Genomic DNA, 16,893 nt, shown 5'->3' on the forward strand with positions numbered 1-16,893 from the left:
CACGCACCAGCGGTGTCCCGCTGTCACATGAGCACGAGCCATCTCGATGGCTTGATGCGTACTTCTGCCCGGACGAAAACCATAGCTGTAGTCCGAGAACAGTGGGTCGAAGATAGGTGTGAGCTGCTGCTGCAGTGCTTGCTGGATCAGGCGATCCACGACGCTGGGGATTCCCAGTTGCCGTGTGCCGCCCTGCGGCTTGGGAATTTCAACCGCTCGCACTGCTTGGGGCTGGTATTCACCGGCCAGTAACCTGGCCTTGAGGGTTGGCCAATACTGTCTCACGTAGCCCGCCAAGTCAGCAACCGTCATGCCATCGGCACCCGGTGCTCCCTTGTTGCTGACCACGCGTTGATACGCACGTCTGAGGTTGGCCGGTGCAAGCACCCGCTCCATCAGCGTGTCCGGCTCCGCGTTCGTCCACGTCACGGACGCCGTCGATACCTTTGCACTGTCAGGCGTCACCCTCGGCTTCTGGCCGGAGCTCGGGATGACAGTTTCCGCTGTGGGAAATTTCTGCATTACGGTTACCAACGAGACGGCGACGCCTACTGGCGGCATAACCTGTTCGGCCCTTGGTGGCGCGGTTAACCGCCACTTACTACGGCTTCGGCTGACTTCTGCACGCTCATCCCGTCGCCTTTCGACGCGCGGTAGCACAATGGCAAACGTACAGATCTCCCAGGGTAATTCGCGCGACCTTCCTGCTTATGCCTGTCGGATCTACGTCACAGCGTTCCGTGCAAGTATTGGGCTTTGGCGATTTGTGCCACCTCACCCCGCTGTGCCGCCTCTATCCGCTTCCTGTTCGTCAGGCCAGCATTTTGCCTCGGGCTTCCTTCAGATTCGCGGTCACCCGCGACACCCTTGCCTCCGGCTAACACTTCCCCTTGCCGGGTGTGTAGAGGACTTTCACCTCCAAGTCACCCGCTTGGCCACCACAGCCAAGCGGGTTGCGCTTACGCGCAACGCGCCATGCCTGGCGCACACAAAAACGCCCCGACGATGTCGAGGCGTTCTTTGCTGCAAGGCGTTGTTACTGGAACAGCGACTCGCTGGACAAACCGTTCTTCTCGAGGATCTCACGCAGGCGCTTGAGCCCCTCCACCTGGATCTGGCGAACCCGCTCCCGCGTCAGGCCAATCTCCAACCCTACATCTTCAAGGGTGCTGCTCTCATGCCCTCTGAGGCCGAAGCGGCGAATCACCACTTCCCGCTGCTTGTCGGTGAGTTCGCTCAACCACTGGTCGATGCTCTGGGACAAGTCGTCATCCTGGAGCAGTTCGCAAGGGTCGGTTGGGCGGTCATCGGTGAGGGTATCGAGTAGCGTCTTGTCTGAATCCGGCCCCAGGGACACATCCACCGACGATACCCGCTCGTTGAGCCCGAGCATGCGCTTGACTTCACCTACCGGTTTTTCCAGGAGGCTGGCGATCTCTTCCGGGGAGGGTTCGTGATCGAGCTTCTGGGTAAGTTCCCGTGCGGCGCGCAGGTAGACGTTCAGTTCCTTGACCACGTGAATGGGCAGGCGGATGGTACGGGTCTGGTTCATGATCGCCCGTTCGATGGTTTGCCGAATCCACCAGGTGGCGTAGGTAGAGAATCGGAAGCCACGTTCAGGATCGAATTTCTCGACCGCGCGAATCAACCCAAGGTTGCCTTCTTCGATCAGGTCCAGCAGCGAAAGCCCACGGTTCACATAGCGTCGGGCGATTTTCACCACCAGGCGCAGGTTACTTTCGATCATGCGCTTGCGACCGGCCGGATCGCCACTTTGCGACAGCCGCGCAAAATGGACTTCTTCCTCTGGCGAGAGCAGAGGCGAGAACCCGATTTCATTGAGGTACAGCTGGGTTGCATCAAGTGCCCGAGTGTAATCGATGTACTTGTGCTGCTTTAGCGAAGAGCCTTGCTTGGCCCTTGTCCGAACCGAAGATACAGCAGGTTCGTCTGACACCACATCCGTTTCCAAAACGATGCCCGTCTCCATCAGGAGCACTTCATCGTCGATGTCAAACTCCGGCACTTCTTTGTTGAGAGCCATTGTTATAGTCCTTTGCTGAGTTCGAACTCAGACTCAAGCGACGCCCATATCCCTGGCAACGCTGGAGCCTGTCCCCTCTACGCGAGGAACAGGCCGGGTCTAGCAATCAACGACGCGGCAGGAATTGCAGCGGATCAACAGGTTTGCCCTGGCGGCGAATCTCAAAATGCAGCTTCACCCGGTCCGTGCCCGTGGAACCCATTTCGGCAATTGTCTGCCCAACTTTGACCTGCTGTCCCTCCCGAACCAATAGCCTGCGGTTGTGGCCGTAGGCGCTGACGTAGGTATCGCTGTGCTTGATGATTACTAACTCGCCGTAGCCCCGCAAGCCACTCCCGGCGTATACAACCGAACCATCAGACGCAGCAAAAACAGGCTGTCCCAAATCACCGGCGATATCAATGCCTTTATTCAAACTACCGTTTGAAGCGAATTTTCCAATCAGCACACCATTGGCAGGCCAGGCCCAGCCGCCCACCGAACGCTCTGCAGCAGGTACCTGGGCGGGTGCCGCTGGGGTCGCAGGCGTGGCAACCGGAGATGGCGCAGGGGTGGCGGGTTTGGCGGGGGTACCGGCAGGCCGGGTGGTGACCGTGGTCTTGCTCGACGGCGAAGATGAGCTGGTGACGACGGTAGTGGTGCCCCCGACCGAGGTGCCCGAGCGCCCGTCAAAACGGATCGCCTGGCCGACTCGAATGGTATAGGGCGGTGTGATGCCATTGCGTGCAGCCAGGTCTTTGTAATCCCAGCCGTAGCGGAATGCGATGGAGTACAAGGTATCGCCCGGACGCACGACGTACTGGCCACTGGTGACCGCTGGGCGCTTGGCTACGGGCGCGTTGCGATCGACGACCCGTGCACTGTTGGAGGACGTACTGGAGCAACCGGAAATCAGCGTACCCAGGGCAAGTGCAATCGCCAGGAGCTTGAAGCTCGAAAAATCCCTGCGCTGCCGACCGATTGTGTGACCCACCCGCCGCTCCCTCTGATGGTGACTGCTGTGAAAATGCAATATTGTTGCAATTATAACCGAGCGCCTACCCCTTGCGGTTCACAGGCTCTCGCAAAATGTGACACGCGACAAACCAAGATAGCCCGCCAGATAGACAGGGCAATGTCAGTGAAATTCTGCCGCGGCAAAAAAAATAGATCGATCAGGCCAGCGGGCCACTAAGCAGTGGCACGAAGCGCACCGAGCCCAACACCCGGCGCGAGAACCCTTGTTCTTCGCGCACGATGAGCATCAACTGCTGCGACTCCCCTGCCGGCCCCACCGGAATGACCATCCGCCCGCCCGGGGCAAGCTGATCGAGCAAGGCCTGGGGCACTTCGGCCGCTACCGCCGTGACAATGATGCCGTTATAGGGTGCCAGTGCCGGCCAGCCTTCACAGCCATCACCCCAGCGAAACACCACGTTGCGCAGATTGAGTTCGGTCAGGCGCTCCTTGGCGCGATCCTGCAGGACCTTGATGCGCTCCACGGAGAAGACCCGCTCGACCAACTGCGCAAGGATAGCGGTTTGATAACCGGAGCCCGTGCCGATCTCCAGCACTTTGTCCAACGGGCCGGCCTCGAGCAACAGTTCGCTCATGTGCGCAACCATGAACGGCTGGGAGATGGTCTGGTTGTTGCCGATAGGCAGCGCGGTATCTTCGTAGGCGCGATGAGCCAGCGCCTCGTCGACAAACAGGTGGCGTGGCGTGCGCCGCAGCACGTCGAGCACCTGGGGGTTGGATACACCTTCTTCGATCAATCGTTGAATCAGTCGTTCACGGGTTCGCTGCGAGGTAAAACCGATACCGTGGCGCATCAGATCCTCCTGTTCACGCATCAGAGCAACCCCTCCAGCCAGCCATCCAGGCGCTCGAAAGCGTCGTTGAAGGTGCGGTCCAGCTGTAAGGGTGTGATCGAGACATAGCCCTGCATCACCGCATGAAAATCCGTGCCCGGCCCGCCATCCTCGGCATCCCCGGCCACGGCAATCCAGTAACCTTCCTTGCCCCGGGGGTTGACCACCTTGGTCGGTGCCGCGGCGCGCGCGCGATGCCCCAGGCGAGTCAGCTGGATTCCCCGGATATGCTCGAGCGGCAAATTGGGGATATTGACGTTGAGCACTGTACGGGGTGGAAGCTCCAGGCTCTTGTGCGCCTCAACCAGCTTGCGTGCAATATAGGCAGCAGTCGGTAGATTGTCAGGCAAACGTGAGAGCAGCGAGAAGGCAAAGGAGGTACCGCCCAGGAAGCGCCCCTCCAACGCTGCTGCCACCGTACCGGAGTACAGCACATCATCGCCCAGGTTGGCGCCGAGGTTGATCCCCGAAACCACCATGTCCGGCGTCTGCTCCAACAAGCCATTGAGCCCCAGGTGCACGCAATCGGTCGGTGTACCGTTGAGACTGATGTAGCCGTTGGCCAGGGTCTGCGGGCACAGCGGCCGATCGAGCGTCAGCGAGCTGCTGGCGCCGCTTTTGTCTTGATCCGGGGCGATGACCACACAATCAGCATAATCCGCCAGCGCAGCATGCAGCGCGGCAAGTCCGGGTGCGGTGACGCCGTCGTCGTTCGAAATCAGAATACGCATGGGCTGTCCGTCTGCCCTGCCGACACCAGATCAACGAGCTCGCGCACCACGACGGTGGCGAAGCATCCGGCCGGAAGGACGAATTCCAGTTGCAGAATATCAGGCTCGGGATAATGCCACGTAAGGCCGCCAATGGGCAGTCGCAGGATACGACGTTCCTGATTCATGCCCGCTCGCGCCAACCATTGGCACAACGAAGCGTGTTGTTCACCGATGCCCTGCTCGAGTTCGCCGATCGCACCACTGGTGGCCGGCAACCCTTCACCCCAGAGCGGCCCCGTGGGATGCAGGTCCAGAATGGCCAGGCGCGGATCGGCGCACTCCGGCTCGCCAGCCGGAAAAAAGCTGCGACTGTCGGTAAACGCCAGCAAGTCGCCGACCTGGGCCTGCTGCCAACTGCCGTCGGCAACGCGCGCTGCCAACACCTGGTTGAACAGATAGCTGCGGGCACTGGAAAGCAGCCGTGAACGCACGTTGCGCTGCTCGGGCAGTGCCTGGCGGGAAGCCCAGTCCTGGGCGTCATGAACGTTGCCGCCAGCGTGACCGAAGCGCTGGGTGCCGAAATAGTTCGGCACGCCCTGACGGCGCAGCAGTTCCAGGCGCGCATCCAGGGCGGCATGGTCGGCAACGAGCCCCGTCAGGCGCAAGGTGAAGCCATTGGCAGAATGTGCACCGCGTTGCAGTTTGCGCGAATGCCGGGTGCGCTTGAGAATGCTCAGGGTCTCGTTCTCGGCGACACCGAGGTCCGGATCGGCCTTGCCCGGCAAATGCAGGCTGAACCACTGGCGGGTAAGGGCCTGGCGGTCCTTGAGACCGGCATAGCTGATATTACGCAGCGGAACACCTGCCGCCCGAGCGAGACGGCGAGCCGCTTCTTCGGTGTTGAGGTCGCGTTTTTCGACCCACAGCCAGAGGTGCTCACCATTGCCCGACAGTGGAATATCCAGGACTTCGTCCACCTGGAAGTCTTCGGCAGTGGCCTTGAGAATCGCGCTGCCCAGCGCCTGGCCCGAGGCGCGTGGGCCCAGAAGTTCCAGTTCGGTCATGCTGGCAACAACAAGGCCACGGCGTGGACGGCAATGCCTTCTTCACGACCGGTGAAACCCAGCTTCTCAGTGGTCGTTGCCTTGACGTTGACCTGGTCGAGTTCGACCTGGAGGTCCTCGGCAATCAGTTGGCGCATGGTTTCGATATGCGGCGCCATCTTCGGTGTCTGGGCAACGATGGTGGCGTCGACATTGCCGACCTTCCAGCCTTTGGCCTGGACGACCTTCACCACGTGGCGCAACAGTACGCGACTGTCGGCACCCTTGAACTGCGGATCGGTATCGGGAAAGTGCTTGCCGATATCCCCGAGCGCGGCCGCGCCCAGCAGGGCATCGCTCAGGGCGTGCAGCACCACGTCGCCATCGGAATGGGCCAGCAGCCCGAACTTGTGCGCAATGCGCACCCCACCCAAGGTGATGAAATCGCCTTCCGCGAAACGGTGCACATCGTAGCCGTGGCCAATACGCATAAAAAACGCCCTGATTGAGTCAGGGCGTGATTCTACCTGCTTTGCCGGGCCTTGGGCTTATTTGTAGGACAGCCCCTACAACAAACCCAGGGACACGCCATGATGGCGCAAATGCTCATCAATGAAGCTGGCGATGAAGTAGTAACTATGGTCATAGCCTGGCTGCAAACGAAGCTCCAGCGGGTGCCCCGCCGCCTTGGCCGCCTGGATCAATGCCTGGGGCTTGAGCTGGTTGTCGAGAAAATCGTCGCGATCTCCCTGGTCCACCAGCAACGGCAGGCGCTCCTGTGCCTCGGCGATCAACACACTGGCGTCCCATTCGCGCCAGCGTCCCCGGTCCTCCCCCAGGAAACGGGAGAAGGCCTTCTGACCCCAGGGGCAATCCATCGGATTGCTGATCGGCGCGAACGCCGACACCGAACGGTAGCGCCCCGGATTGCGCAGCGCGCACACCAGTGCCCCGTGTCCGCCCATGGAGTGACCGCTGATCCCGCGACGATCAGACGCAGGGAAATGCGCCTCGACCAATGCAGGCAACTCCTGCACCACATAGTCGTGCATACGGTAGTGCTGGGACCATGGCTGCTCGCTGGCATTGAGGTAGAAGCCAGCGCCCAGCCCGAAGTCCCAGGCGCCGTCCGGGTCGCCCGGCACCTGGGGCCCGCGCGGGCTGGTGTCGGGGGCGACGATGATCAATCCCAGCTCTGCGGCAAGCTTGTGCGCGCCGGCCTTCTGCATGAAGTTCTCGTCAGTGCAGGTCAGCCCGCTTAGCCAATACAGCACCGGCAGTTTCTCGCCCAGCTCGGCCTGTGGTGGCAGGTAGACCGCAAAGACCATGTCGCAACCGAGCACCTGGGAGCGATGTCGATAGCGCTTGTGCCAGCCGCCGAAGCTTTTCTGGCAGGAGATGTTTTCCAGGCTCATGGCAAACCTCAGAAATGAATGACGCTGCGGATGCTCTTGCCTTCATGCATGAGGTCGAACGCCTTGTTGATGTCTTCCAGGCCCATGGTGTGGGTGATGAAGGTATCCAGTGGGATCTCGCCCTTCTCCGACATTTCCACGTAGCTTGGCAGTTCGCTGCGACCACGCACGCCACCAAAGGCCGAACCACGCCAGACGCGACCAGTCACCAGTTGGAACGGACGGGTAGAGATTTCCTGGCCAGCGCCGGCGACGCCGATGATCACCGACTCGCCCCAGCCCTTGTGGCAACACTCGAGGGCCGCACGCATCAATTGCACGTTACCCACGCACTCGAAGGAGTAGTCCACGCCGCCATCGGTAAGGTCGACTATGACCTCCTGGATCGGACGGTCATAGTCTTTCGGGTTGACACAATCGGTAGCGCCGAGTTGCTTGGCGATCTCGAACTTGCCTGGGTTGATGTCCACGGCAATGATGCGCGCCGCCTTGGCCTTGACTGCACCAATGATCGCCGACAAGCCGATGCCGCCCAGGCCGAAGATGGCCACGGTATCGCCCGGCTTGACCTTGGCGGTGTTGAGCACGGCGCCGATGCCGGTGGTGACGCCACAACCGAGCAGGCAAACTTTCTCCAGGGGGGCTTCTTTCTGGATCTTGGCCACGGAGATTTCCGGCAGCACGGTGTACTCGGAGAACGTCGAGGTGCCCATGTAGTGGAACAGTTGCTGGCCCTTGTAGGAGAAGCGCGTGGTGCCGTCTGGCATCAGTCCCTTGCCCTGGGTAGCGCGGATAGCCTGGCAGAGGTTGGTCTTGCCGGAACGACAGAATTTGCACTGACCGCATTCGGGGGTGTACAGCGGGATCACATGATCGCCCACCGCGACCGATGTGACGCCCTCGCCCACGGCCTCGACGATGGCACCGCCTTCATGACCGAGAATCGACGGGAAGATACCTTCCGGGTCGGCACCGGAGAGGGTGTAGGCGTCAGTGTGGCAGACACCGCTGGCAACCACGCGAAGCAGCACTTCACCGGCCTTGGGCATGGCCACGTCGACCTCGACGATCTCCAGCGGTTTCTTGGCCTCGAAGGCAACGGCGGCACGGGACTTGATCATCAATCTTCTCCAACAAGGGGTCAATTCAAGTCGGAAGTGTAATTCATCCTCATTTGATGAATAATCCAGCCAAAGACAAAACATTATTGCCGTGCAGGGATAATCAATGACCAACCGCTGGGAAGGCATCGACGAATTCGTCGCCGTGGCCGAGTCGGGTCAGTTCACCGCCGCTGCCGAACGCCTGGGGGTTTCTTCGTCACACATCAGCCGCCAGATCGCGCGCCTGGAGGATCGCCTGCAAACTCGCCTGCTCTACCGCAGCACCCGTAAAGTGACGTTGAGTGAGGCCGGGCAGACATTCCTGCAGCATTGCCAGCGCCTGCAGGACGGCCGCGAAGAAGCCCTGCGCGCGATGGGTGACCTCACCAGCGAACCCAAGGGCCTGCTACGCATGACCTGTGCAGTGGCCTACGGCGAGCGCTTCATCGTGCCGCTGGTCACCCGGTTCATGACGCTGTACCCGCAACTGCGGGTCGACATCGAGTTGAGCAACCGCACCCTGGACCTGTTGCATGAAGGCCTGGACCTGGCCATTCGCCTCGGCCGCCTGCAGGACTCACGCCTGGTGGCCACGCGCCTGGCGCCCAGGCGCATGTACCTGTGCGCGTCACCGGCCTACGTGGAGCGTTATGGTCGACCGCATAGCCTGTCGGAACTGGCTCGGCACAACTGCCTGATCGGCAGCACGGATATCTGGCCACTGCAGCAGGATGGCCGCGAGCACGGCTTGCGGGTACAGGGCAACTGGCGCTGCAACAGCGGCCAGGCAGTGCTGGATGCCGCACTACAAGGGATAGGTCTTTGCCAGCTGCCGGATTACTACGTACTTGAACACCTCAAGACTGGCGCGCTGGTGTCACTGCTGGACACCCACCAGCCGCCAAATACTGCGGTGTGGGCGCTGTATCCACAGCAACGGCACCTGTCGCCCAAGGTGCGCAAGCTGGTGGATTATCTGCGCGAAGGGTTGGCAACGTTGCCGGAGTATCGAATTGGCTAGAACAGCATAGCGGGGCTCAGCCGCGCTTGGCCCAACGCTGGCGCAACCACTCCAGGTCTTCGGGCCGGGTCACCTTGATGTTGTCACTGCGACCTTCGATCAGGCGCGGCGACTGCCCCGCCCATTCGATGGCCGAGGACTCATCGGTAATGGCGACATCCGCCACCAGGCTGTCGGCCAATGCCCGGTGCAAGGCCCCGAGACGGAACATCTGCGGTGTATAGGCCTGCCACACGGTACTGCGGTCGATGGTCGAGCTGACCCGCCCCTTGGCATCGGCACGTTTGAGCGTGTCGCGGGCCGGCACTGCCAGCAGGCCACCGACGGGATCATCGGCAAGTTCGGCCAACAGTCGGTCCAGGTCGCTGCGGGCCAGGTTCGGACGTGCCGCATCGTGCACCAGTACCCAGTCACTGTCGGCTGCGCCCTGGGCATGCAGCAGCAACAATGCATTGAGCACCGAGTCGGCGCGCTCCTGACCGCCAGCAGCCCGCTGGATACGAGGATCAGTGGCGCAACGCAGGCCCGGCCAGTAAGGATCGTCAGCGGCAACGCTGACCACCACCCCCTTGACGCAGGGATGGTCGAGAAAACAGTCGAGGCTATGCTCGAGGATGGTCTGCCCGCCCAGCTGCAGATACTGCTTGGGCCGGTCGGCAGCCATGCGGGCACCAACGCCCGCGGCGGGAATCACGGCCCAGAAGGCCGGCAAGGTCTGGTTCATTGGGCCAGCTGGTAGAGGGTTTCGCCCTCCTTGACCATACCCAGTTCATGGCGTGCCCGTTCTTCGACGGTTTCCATACCTTTCTTCAACTCCAGTACTTCTGCGTCAAGCACACGATTACGTTCCAGCAAACGCTCGTTCTCGGCGTGCTGGTCGGCAATCTGCTGCTTGAGTTCGGTGACGTGAGCCAGGCTGCCATTGCCCACCCACAAACGATACTGCAGGCCACCGAGCAGCAGAAGCAAGACGAGGAACAACCAATAGGGACTGCGCATCAGGGTATCCAGTGGAAAAAGACCGCCACTTGTGCAGGGCGCTGATGGCACGAAGCCTGGCCGAAGCCAGGCTTTGTGCTCACAGACCTGCGGCAAGAAGCGGCTGAACAGTCAGTATGGCTGTTCGGCACGCTTCGGCTGCTGTCTTTTTACCATCTCTTGCTTAGCCGCGAAACTCGGCACGACCACGGTACACAGCCTTGCTGCCCAGTTGCTCTTCGATACGCAGCAGCTGGTTGTACTTGGAAACGCGGTCGGAACGGCACAGCGAACCGGTCTTGATCTGGCCGGCAGCGGTACCCACGGCCAGGTCGGCAATGGTGGAGTCTTCGGTTTCGCCCGAGCGGTGCGAGATCACTGCGGTGTAACCGGCAGCCTTGGCCATCTGGATGGCTTCCAGGGTTTCGGTCAACGAGCCGATCTGGTTGAACTTGATCAGGATCGAGTTGGCGATCTGCTTGTCGATGCCTTCTTTCAGGATCTTGGTGTTGGTCACGAACAGGTCGTCACCGACCAGTTGTACCTTGTCGCCGATCTTGTCGGTGAGGATCTTCCAGCCAGCCCAGTCGGACTCGTCCAGGCCGTCTTCGATCGAGATGATCGGGAAACGCTCGGTCAGGCCCTTGAGGTAGTCGGCAAAACCGGCGGCGTCGAAGGACTTGCCTTCGCCGGACAGGTTGTACTTGCCTTCTTCGAAGAATTCGCTGGCAGCGCAGTCCAGGGCCAGGGTCACGTCGGTGCCCAGCTTGTAGCCAGCGTTGGCAACGGCTTCGGCAATGGCCGACAGGGCGTCTTCGTTGGAGGCGAGGTTAGGCGCGAAACCACCTTCGTCACCCACTGCGGTGTTCAGGCCGCGGGCCTTCAGAACAGCCTTGAGGTGGTGGAAGATTTCGGTGCCCATGCGCAGTGCATCGGAGAAGGTCTTGGCGCCTACCGGCTGAACCATGAACTCCTGGATGTCGACGTTGTTGTCGGCATGTTCACCACCGTTGATGATGTTCATCATCGGTACTGGCATGGAGTACTGGCCAGGGGTGCCGTTGAGGTTGGCGATGTGCGCGTACAGCGGCAGATCCTGGTCCTGGGCAGCGGCCTTGGCGGCAGCCAGGGATACGGCGAGGATGGCATTGGCGCCCAGCTTGGCCTTGTTCTCGGTACCGTCCAGTTCGATCATGGCGCGGTCCAGGGCTTTCTGGTCCAGCGGGTCCTTGCCCAGCAGCAGGTCGCGGATCGGGCCGTTGATGTTGGCAACGGCCTTCAGGACGCCCTTGCCCATGTAACGGCTCTTGTCGCCATCACGCAGCTCCAGCGCTTCGCGCGAGCCAGTGGAAGCACCGGACGGCGCGCACGCGCTGCCGATGATGCCGTTGTCGAGCAGTACGTCCGCTTCTACGGTGGGGTTACCACGCGAATCGAGAACTTCACGACCTTTGATGTCGACGATTTTTGCCATTGTTGTAAGCACTCCAGAATTGACGAAAACAACGCAGCTGAAAAAAATCTTTGCCGCTCGCCGGCAGTTTGAAAGGGGCAGGCCTGGCGAAGGCAGGCCCCTGACCCGTGGGTCAGGGGTTGAACGTGCGGTACTTTACCGGAGAAATGAGGTTTACGCGGTTTCTACCGTCGGAAAACTTTTCACCAGATCGTCCAGTTGCTTGAGCTGGGCCAGGAATGGCTCCAGTTTGTCCAGGCGCAGGGCGCAAGGGCCATCGCACTTGGCGTTGTCCGGGTCCGGGTGGGACTCGAGGAACAGCCCGGCCAGGCTCTGGCTCAGGCCCGCCTTGGCGAGATCCGTGACCTGAGCGCGGCGACCGCCGGCGGAATCAGCGCGACCACCTGGCATTTGCAGGGCATGGGTCACGTCGAAGAACACCGGGTATTCGAACTGCTTCATGATCCCGAAACCGAGCATGTCCACTACCAGGTTGTTATACCCGAAGCTGGAACCACGCTCACACAGGATCAATTGATCGTTACCGTTTTCCTCGCACTTGGACAGGATGTGTTTCATCTCCTGGGGTGCGAGGAACTGGGCCTTCTTGATGTTGATCACCGCACCGGTCTTGGCCATGGCCACGACCAGGTCGGTCTGGCGCGAAAGAAACGCCGGCAACTGAATGATGTCGCAGACGTCTGCCACGGGCTGTGCCTGATAGGGCTCGTGGACATCGGTGATCACCGGAACCTTGAAGGTCTGCTTGATCTCTTCGAAGATCTTCAACCCCTCTTCCAGGCCAGGGCCGCGGTACGAGTGGCTCGATGAACGGTTGGCCTTGTCGAAGCTTGCCTTGAACACGTAGGGGATACCGAGTTTCTCGGTAACCCGCACGTATTCTTCGCAGATCTTCATGGCCAGGTCACGAGATTCGAGTACGTTCATGCCGCCGAACAGGACGAACGGCTTGTCGTTGGCGATCTCGATGTTACCGACGCGAATGATCTTCTGGGTCATGGATCAGGCCTTGTTCTTTTGAGCCAGTGCCGCCTTGACGAAACCACTGAACAGCGGATGGCCGTCACGCGGGGTCGAGGTGAACTCCGGGTGGAACTGGCAAGCGACGAACCATGGATGATCCTGGGACTCGACCACTTCAACCAGCGCGCCATCACCGGAGCGGCCGGATACCTTGAGACCGGCGTCGACCAGTTGCGGCAGCAGCTTGTTGTTCACTTCGTAGCGGTGACGATGACGCTCGACGATCACATCCTTGGCGTAGCAGTCGTGAACCTTGGAGCCGCTTTCCAGCTGGCACTCCTGGGCACCCAGACGCATGGTGCCGCCCAGGTCGGATGCTTCGGTACGGGTTTCGACCGCGCCGGTGGCGTCTTCCCACTCGGTGATCAGGCCGACGACCGGGTGACCGCTGTTGCGATCGAACTCGGTGGAGTTGGCGTCTTTCCAGCCCATCACGTTACGGGCGAATTCGATGACCGCCACCTGCATGCCCAGGCAGATACCCAGGTAAGGCACCTTGTTCTCGCGGGCATACTGAACGGCAGTGATCTTGCCTTCGACGCCACGCAGACCGAAGCCGCCCGGTACCAGGATGGCATCGGCGCCTTCGAGCAGGCTGGTGCCCTGGTTCTCGATGTCTTCGGAGTCGATGTAGCGCAGGTTGACCTTGGTGCGGTTCTGGATGCCGGCATGGCTCATCGCTTCGATCAGCGACTTGTACGCGTCCAGCAGCTCCATGTACTTGCCGACCATCGCGATGGTGACTTCGTGTTCCGGGTTGAGCTTGGCATCGACGACCTTTTCCCACTCGGACAGGTCGGCGCCATTGCACTGCAGGCCGAAACGCTCGACGACGAAGTCATCCAGGCCCTGGGCGTGCAGCACGGCCGGGATCTTGTAGATGGTGTCGACGTCTTCCAGGGAGATCACCGCACGCTCTTCGACGTTGGTGAACAGGGCAATCTTGCGACGCGAGGACACATCGACCGGGTGGTCGGAGCGGCAGATCAGCACGTCAGGCTGCAGGCCGATGGAGCGCAGCTCCTTGACCGAATGCTGGGTCGGCTTGGTCTTGGTCTCGCCAGCAGTGGCGATGTACGGCACCAGGGTCAAGTGCATCAGCATGGCGCGCTTGGAACCCACTTCAACGCGCAACTGGCGAATTGCCTCGAGGAACGGTTGCGACTCGATGTCACCCACGGTGCCGCCGATCTCTACCAGGGCCACGTCGGCATCGCCGGCGCCCTTGATGATGCGGCGCTTGATCTCGTCGGTGATGTGCGGAATGACCTGGATGGTCGCGCCCAGGTAATCACCACGGCGCTCCTTGCGCAGCACGTGCTCGTAGATACGGCCGGTGGTGAAGTTGTTGTTCTGGGTCATGGTCGTGCGGATGAACCGCTCGTAGTGGCCCAGGTCCAGGTCGGTCTCGGCGCCGTCGTGGGTGACGAACACTTCACCGTGCTGGAACGGGCTCATGGTGCCCGGGTCGACGTTGATGTACGGGTCCAGCTTGAGCATGGTGACCTTGAGCCCCCGCGCCTCCAGGATGGCCGCCAATGAAGCCGAGGCAATGCCTTTCCCCAATGAAGAAACAACACCGCCCGTGACGAATATGTAGCGCGTCATGAAAAACCCTAGAAGTCTGCGTTAAAGCGGTCAGTGCCGCCGGGGAAAGCGAAGGAAGGCCGAAGCCCCCGATCACCTGCGTCAATCACAGTGCATCTTAAAAAACTGCCGCGTCTGGACACACCGGGGGTTGAAATCCCGGTTAGGAGCTCGCTAAACATTTTTAGAATCGCCCAGCAAAAAACTGCTTGGTAATCGGCAACTGCTGTGATTTCGGGGAAGCCACAGAAGCTGTATCAAGAAGGGAGCGTAGTCTACCCGAATGTGCCTTTCATCTCAAACCTTGCTCGCTCGTCGGTACACACCAATGCAATTGCCATGCACCCTGGCTCAAGCTGGGCAGGTTGGCCACGGCCAGTAGTTGATCGCCACGGTAGAGCAGCGGCAGGCGTGAGCGGACGAACAGCGGCACCTGCAGCTCATTGAGCAAGCGCTTGAGGTCTCGACGGCCACGCCCCTCGACCTGCAAGGCCTCGCCGCCCCTGCGATAAGCAATGCGCAGCGGGCCCTGCGGCAAACTGCCGCTCAGCCGCACGCTACCGTTACCGGTCAATTCCAGCGCCTGGTCCGGGCAACCCCAGCACTGCGCCTGCGGCGCCTTGAGCCAGTCGTCGGTCAACCACCAGATACGATCGTTGCTGCGATGAAGCTCGCCGTCGGTCAGTTGCCAGCTGGGCTGCCCATCCCCCGCTGCGTCGCGCAGGTTTTCCCAGCCGGCCCAGTGCCGTGCATCCGGCAAACGCGTGCGCGTGGCCAGCCAGTACTGCAGTACATTGCGCTGGCGAGCCGGTGAAAGCGCGCGCAGCACGGTCAAGTCCAGCGAGGCCAGGGCCAACCAGTCGATGCCGCTTGGCGTCGATGCCAGGGCGAGATCCTGAGCGGCAAGCTCATCGAGCAGGCCTTGCGCCTCACCCAGGTGCTGGGCGCTGCGCGCCAGGTTTTGCGCAACCTGGGGCCAGCGTTGTTGCAATACGGGGAAAACCGCATGGCGCAGGTAGTTACGCGAGTACCGCGTGTCGCTGTTGGACGGATCCTCCACCCACTGCAACCGCTGCTCGCGGGCATAGGCTTCAAGTACCTGTCGCGGCACATCGAGCAACGGCCGCACCAACACCCCCTGCCCCAGCCCCCGGACTTGTGGCATGCCCGTCAAGCCACGCACCCCCGCACCCCGCAGCAACCGGAACAACAAGGTTTCTGCCTGATCCTCGCGGTGCTGGCCGGTCAGCAAGACCTCACCCTGTTGCAGGCATTGCGCGAAGGCAGCATAGCGGGCATCACGGGCGCCTTGCTCGAGGCTCGCGCCCGGAGCGACCTTGACCGCAACAACCTGCAGATTTACACCCAGGACGTCGCACAGGCGCTGGCAATGTGCAGGCCAGCTGTCTGCGGCAGATTGCAGGCCGTGATGGATGTGAATCGCTCGAATCGGCGGGAGCGCCTGTTGCTGCGCGGCATGGACAAGCAGGTGCAGGAGGACGGTGGAGTCCAGGCCGCCAGAGAGGGCAATGCACCAGGAGGGGGCTTGGAGCCAGGGTGAGAGTTTGGCAGTGATGTCGATCATCGGCGATCGCGGGGCAAGCCCGCTCCTACAGGGTGTGGGAGCGGGCTTGCCCCGCGATGAGAGCGCCGAGGCGTCAGATCAGAGCCCGTAGCTCATAAGACGATCATAACGGCGCTTGAGCAGCGCGTCGTTGTCGAATTTCTTGAGCATGGCCAACTGCTCGATCAGTTCGCCGCGGATGCTTTCCGACATTTTCGCCGGGTCACGGTGGGCACCGCCCAGAGGCTCGGAAATCACCTTGTCGACAATACCCAGGCCCTTGAGGCGCTCGGCGGTGATACCCATGGCTTCAGCGGCGTCGGACGCCTTGTCGGCAGTCTTCCACAGGATCGAGGCGCAACCTTCCGGCGAGATCACCGAATAGGTGGAGTACTGCAGCATGTTCAACTGGTCGCACACACCAATGGCCAGTGCGCCGCCGGAGCCGCCCTCACCGATAACAGTGGCGATGATCGGGGTTTTCAGGCGCGCCATGACACGCAGGTTCCAGGCAATGGCTTCGCTCTGGTTGCGCTCTTCGGCGTCGATGCCTGGGTAGGCACCCGGGGTGTCGATGAAGGTCAGGATCGGCATTTTGAAGCGTTCGGCCATTTCCATCAGGCGGCAGGCCTTGCGATAGCCTTCCGGACGCGGCATACCGAAGTTGCGGCGCACCTTCTCGCGGACTTCACGACCCTTCTGGTGACCGATGACCATGACCGGTTTATCGTCAAGACGAGCGATACCGCCGACAATCGCGGCGTCGTCCGAGAAATGCCGGTCGCCGTGCAGCTCGTCGAACTCGGTGAAGATATGGTCGATGTAGTCCAGGGTGTACGGACGACGGGGGTGACGGGCCAGGCGGGCGATCTGCCAGCTGGTCAGGTTACCGAAGATGCTTTCGGTCAGGGTGCTGCTCTTGTCTTGCAGACGGGCGATCTCATCGCCGATGTTCAGCGAGTTGTCATTGCCCACCAGGCGCAGCTCTTCGATCTTGGCTTGCAGGTCAGCAATCGGCTGTTCGAAATCCAGAAAATTCGGGTTCATAGGCATCCGTCTTGGGTCTACGGCCAGGCGG

General features: G+C 61.2%; 17 protein-coding genes. 1 reads left to right on the forward strand and 16 read right to left on the reverse strand.

Annotation, left to right across the window (positions count from 1 at the left end; translation table 11 throughout):
• From NPS58_RS23100 to NPS58_RS23140, 9 genes are all read right to left on the reverse strand, one after another.
• Positions 1 to 561, reverse strand: a 561-nt coding sequence (locus NPS58_RS23100) for a reverse transcriptase domain-containing protein (protein ID WP_274117597.1), incomplete at its 3' end; no start/stop codon positions are given.
• 475 nt (positions 562 to 1,036) lie between these two features.
• On the reverse strand, positions 1,037 to 2,044 hold the full coding sequence (gene rpoS, locus NPS58_RS23105; protein ID WP_028943016.1) for an RNA polymerase sigma factor RpoS: 1,008 nt from the start codon (positions 2,042 to 2,044) through the stop codon (positions 1,037 to 1,039).
• Between the two features lie 106 nt (positions 2,045 to 2,150).
• A complete protein-coding gene (locus NPS58_RS23110; RefSeq protein WP_274118246.1) occupies positions 2,151 to 3,017 on the reverse strand; it encodes a peptidoglycan DD-metalloendopeptidase family protein in 867 nt (288 codons plus the stop codon).
• 181 nt (positions 3,018 to 3,198) lie between these two features.
• Complete coding sequence (locus NPS58_RS23115; RefSeq protein ID WP_274117598.1) at positions 3,199 to 3,876, reverse strand: protein-L-isoaspartate(D-aspartate) O-methyltransferase; 678 nt, start codon at positions 3,874 to 3,876, stop codon at positions 3,199 to 3,201.
• Positions 3,876 to 4,625, reverse strand: a complete 750-nt coding sequence (gene surE / locus NPS58_RS23120) for a 5'/3'-nucleotidase SurE (protein WP_274117599.1) — start codon at positions 4,623 to 4,625, stop codon at positions 3,876 to 3,878. The genes NPS58_RS23115 and surE overlap by 1 nt, the downstream gene beginning before the upstream one ends.
• Complete coding sequence (gene truD, locus NPS58_RS23125) at positions 4,613 to 5,671, reverse strand: tRNA pseudouridine(13) synthase TruD (protein ID WP_274117600.1); 1,059 nt, start codon at positions 5,669 to 5,671, stop codon at positions 4,613 to 4,615. The genes surE and truD overlap by 13 nt, the downstream gene beginning before the upstream one ends.
• Positions 5,668 to 6,141 (reverse strand): 2-C-methyl-D-erythritol 2,4-cyclodiphosphate synthase, encoded by a 474-nt coding sequence (gene ispF, locus NPS58_RS23130; protein WP_274117601.1) that lies wholly within the window; start codon positions 6,139 to 6,141, stop codon positions 5,668 to 5,670. Before ispF ends, truD begins: the two co-directional genes overlap by 4 nt.
• Positions 6,142 to 6,216: 75 nt before the next feature.
• The gene (gene fghA / locus NPS58_RS23135) at positions 6,217 to 7,065 is read right to left on the reverse strand and encodes an S-formylglutathione hydrolase (protein WP_274117602.1); all 849 of its coding nucleotides are present in this window, start codon (positions 7,063 to 7,065) and stop codon (positions 6,217 to 6,219) included.
• Positions 7,066 to 7,073: 8 nt separating this feature from the next.
• Entirely contained in the window at positions 7,074 to 8,186 is a 1,113-nt protein-coding gene (locus tag NPS58_RS23140; protein ID WP_274117603.1) for an S-(hydroxymethyl)glutathione dehydrogenase/class III alcohol dehydrogenase, read from the reverse strand.
• A 106-nt stretch (positions 8,187 to 8,292) separates the two neighbouring features.
• On the opposite strand from NPS58_RS23140, the gene NPS58_RS23145 reads away from it, so the two are divergent.
• Positions 8,293 to 9,189, forward strand: coding sequence for a LysR substrate-binding domain-containing protein (locus NPS58_RS23145; RefSeq protein WP_274117604.1), 897 nt, complete (start codon positions 8,293 to 8,295; stop codon positions 9,187 to 9,189).
• Between the two features lie 16 nt (positions 9,190 to 9,205).
• Here the strand turns inward: NPS58_RS23145 and ispD are convergent, their stop codons facing one another.
• From ispD to NPS58_RS23180, 7 genes are all read right to left on the reverse strand, one after another.
• Entirely contained in the window at positions 9,206 to 9,913 is a 708-nt protein-coding gene (ispD, locus tag NPS58_RS23150) for a 2-C-methyl-D-erythritol 4-phosphate cytidylyltransferase (protein ID WP_274117605.1), read from the reverse strand.
• Positions 9,910 to 10,188, reverse strand: coding sequence for a cell division protein FtsB (ftsB, locus tag NPS58_RS23155; protein ID WP_038613966.1), 279 nt, complete (start codon positions 10,186 to 10,188; stop codon positions 9,910 to 9,912). The genes ispD and ftsB overlap by 4 nt, the downstream gene beginning before the upstream one ends.
• Before the next feature lie 163 nt (positions 10,189 to 10,351).
• A complete protein-coding gene (eno, locus tag NPS58_RS23160) occupies positions 10,352 to 11,641 on the reverse strand; it encodes a phosphopyruvate hydratase (protein WP_274117606.1) in 1,290 nt (429 codons plus the stop codon).
• A 153-nt stretch (positions 11,642 to 11,794) separates the two neighbouring features.
• Positions 11,795 to 12,640, reverse strand: coding sequence for a 3-deoxy-8-phosphooctulonate synthase (gene kdsA, locus NPS58_RS23165; RefSeq protein WP_274117607.1), 846 nt, complete (start codon positions 12,638 to 12,640; stop codon positions 11,795 to 11,797).
• Between the two features lie 3 nt (positions 12,641 to 12,643).
• Positions 12,644 to 14,272 carry a CTP synthase gene (locus NPS58_RS23170; RefSeq protein WP_128322413.1) on the reverse strand — a complete coding sequence of 543 codons (1,629 nt, stop codon included), beginning with the start codon at positions 14,270 to 14,272 and terminating at the stop codon, positions 12,644 to 12,646.
• Positions 14,273 to 14,543: 271 nt separating this feature from the next.
• Positions 14,544 to 15,836 carry a tRNA lysidine(34) synthetase TilS gene (tilS, locus tag NPS58_RS23175; RefSeq protein ID WP_274117609.1) on the reverse strand — a complete coding sequence of 431 codons (1,293 nt, stop codon included), beginning with the start codon at positions 15,834 to 15,836 and terminating at the stop codon, positions 14,544 to 14,546.
• A 78-nt stretch (positions 15,837 to 15,914) separates the two neighbouring features.
• Positions 15,915 to 16,862: an acetyl-CoA carboxylase carboxyltransferase subunit alpha gene (locus tag NPS58_RS23180; RefSeq protein ID WP_274117610.1), complete on the reverse strand. Its 948-nt coding sequence runs from the start codon at positions 16,860 to 16,862 to the stop codon at positions 15,915 to 15,917.
• Positions 16,863 to 16,893: the final 31 nt, after the last annotated feature.

The sequence above is a fragment of the Pseudomonas putida genome, assembly GCF_028682455.1.
GTDB classification, from domain to species: Bacteria; Pseudomonadota; Gammaproteobacteria; order Pseudomonadales; family Pseudomonadaceae; genus Aquipseudomonas; species Aquipseudomonas putida_AA.